Raw genomic sequence first — 2,658 nt, forward strand, 5'->3', positions numbered from 1 at the left:
AGTCGGGTAGCGGGGACGCATTGCTGCGTCCCCGCCCCCTCAGAACCGTGCAAGCAGCTTTCACCGCACACGGCTCAAGCAAGCCCCAAGGGCTCGCGGGCAGGAGAAGGTGCAGGATTTGTCAGCCCGGCGGCTCCAATCCGTCGTCGACAAAGGGTGTGAAGGAGACGGAGCCTTTGATCGTCCGGTGAGCCACCGTCAGGGAAGGCGATGTACTGCTTGGAGATCGCCTTCCTGATGACGGTCCGCCACGATTCCCATTCCTGGGGGCTTTGTGGCGGGTGGTCGGCGTGTAACAGGAGTCCTCCGCAGATCGGGCAACGACCGTGCTGTGCCTGAAGCAGGCGCACGGTGATGCCGTCGACCGGTGGAGGCGGACCCTTGCGACGCCGCTCGGCCCAGTACGACTCAAGTGCCGGGTCGTCCGGAGACGCCCTGCCCTTGACCAACTGGTGCCGGACGATCTTCGTCCAGGAGAACTTGAGCAGGTAGGCACCGCTGCCTCGGTCGCCGAACACCCACCGGTCCTTCCTGGCCTTGTTGAACCGGCCGAAGTACTTGTCGGATATCCAGTGCTTCGACTTGTTCGGGTGGCTGTGCTTGGCCCACTTGTAAGCGAGCTTCCACATGTGATTGTCCAGCGCGGTAAAGATCTCGCTGGACACCACCGTCCGGTAGTAGGCCGACCAACCCCGCACAATCGGGTTGATCTTCTTGAGCACCGCACCCGCATTGGCCCCTCGCAGGGCCAGCATCTCGGCACTCAGCCGTTCCCGGATCCGTCGTTGAGCCGCTGCGCTCGGCTTGATCAGCAGCTTGCCGTGATAGCGGCGGACGTTGAACCCCAGGAAATCGAACCCGCTCTCCGCGTGGACGATACGTGTCTTGTCCTCGTGGAAGGCGAGCCCTCTGGGCGTCAGCCATGCGGCCAGCCGTTCCTTGACCTGTTCGGCCTGTTCACGGCTGATGCACATCGCGACAAAATCGTCTGCGTATCTCACCAGCACGGGACTGCCGCTCTGCGCGCTTCCGGCGTCTCTGCCGGTCGTGAAGTAGCGGACCCCTGCGGCTTCCTCCATCCCGTGCAGGGCCACGTTGAAGAGCAACGGGCTGATCACTCCGCCTTGCGGAGTTCCCGCTTCGGTCGGGGCGAACCGGCCTCGATCCACCACCCCGGCCTTCAGCCACTGTCGGACCAGTCCCCGAGCGGGGAAGGTGCCGAGCGCGGCCATCAGCCGTTCATGGTCGATTCGGTCGAACGCCGCCGTCAGGTCCGCGTCGAGCATCCACACACGCTGCGGGTTCTTCCCGTTCAGCGTGGAGTAGATGGCCCCGATCGCATCGTGACAGCCGCGGCCGGGCCGGAAGCCGTACGACTTCGGCTCGAACCGCGCTTCCCACTCGGGTTCCAGTGCGCTCAGTGCCACCGCTTGCAGGCACCGGTCAACGATCACGGGAATCCCGAGGCCGCGCTTCTTCGTCGTCCCTGGCTTGGGGATGAACACCCGCTTGACGGGCTTGGGAATCCACGGTCGGGCACGGTGCTGGACCCAGTCGGCCAGGGCGGCCTTGGACTGGGACATCAGCACCACCTTCCCGTCGACTCCCGCCGTCGCGCGTCCCGCGTTGATCTCCGTGACTCGCCGCACGCTCAGGAGCGTGTTGGAGCGGGACCGGAGCATCAGCTTCTGCAAGTTGCGGACCTTCTTCAGGTCCCCTGCCTGCGATGCCATGAAGATTCTCTGCCGCAGACGCCGTACGTCTTCCTCGGCCCGGCGCCAGTCGATCGACGCCCAGTCCAGGTATTCGTCCTCGGGTCCGTTCACCGTCGCGACGGCGGGCGGGACGGTCGAGACCGCTCCGGCCGTGTCCGTCATGGTGTCCAACTTGTCCCTCGGTTCTGTCGTCCTTGTCCAGTGAGTCCACACAGGCTCACCTGGCCCACGTCAGCACCCTTTCGAGTCCGGGCAGACACCCGTATCCGGACGGTTATGCGGGGCGACTGGCGGAGAGGCCGGTCATCGTGCCCCGGGTTCCCGTTTCCTTTCGGCTTCCGGCATTGGCTTCTTGGGCCATCCTGTTCCCGCTGGGGAGTTGAGCCTTCCTCACGGTCGGCCGACCGGGCCGCGACGGCCCGGACCCCAACGGGGTTTCCACGTTCCACACGAATGAGATACGACCGGGGTGGGTGCTCCCTTGACCCCGAGGCGGCGGTGTCCACCTGGCCGGAGTGACCTCTGCCGGCCAGCGCCTGCCGCTTCTCAGCGGCCAGCCATGCACCCCGCTGGAACTTTCCATCGGCGGGGCTTGGGATCACGAGGCATCATCGGGAGTTCACTTGCGTTCACCCGTCCGGTCTTCCCCTTGCCGGTAACTCCCGGATGGAGCAGGAGACCTTGGGCTTTCCCCTGAGCTTCGCACCACGCCGTTACCGGCGTCGCACGTCAAGGGCGGGGACGGGTCATACGGACACGGACCCGTGACTGCACCTACGGCCTCATCATCAGCCGCCTCTCCAATCGGTCAGTCCACTCAAATTCGTGCAACTTCGTGTCGCACGGTCCCCTTCCCAGTGGCCGGGAACCTTGCGGTCCTCGACCTCGGCAGGGCGGGCGCTGATGGACACCATGCCGCGGATGACGCCCCGCCCGGTGGGCC

The 2,658-nt window shown here is 65.5% G+C and carries 1 protein-coding gene; it reads right to left on the minus strand.

From position 1 onward, the window contains the following. Positions 1 to 74: 74 nt before the first annotated feature. Positions 75 to 1,877 carry a group II intron reverse transcriptase/maturase gene (gene ltrA, locus ACFVZH_RS40155; RefSeq protein ID WP_384905571.1) on the minus strand — a complete coding sequence of 601 codons (1,803 nt, stop codon included), beginning with the start codon at positions 1,875 to 1,877 and terminating at the stop codon, positions 75 to 77. Between the last annotated feature and the right edge of the window lie 781 nt (positions 1,878 to 2,658).

It is taken from the genome of Streptomyces sp. NPDC059534, from assembly GCF_042743475.1.
Taxonomy (GTDB): Bacteria; Actinomycetota; Actinomycetes; order Streptomycetales; family Streptomycetaceae; genus Streptomyces.

Bases quoted from the DNA above. Each gene is read 5' to 3' on its own strand.
- ltrA (WP_384905571.1), bottom strand. From the start codon at position 1,877: ATGACGGACACGGCCGGAGCGGTCTCGACCGTCCCGCCCGCCGTCGCG.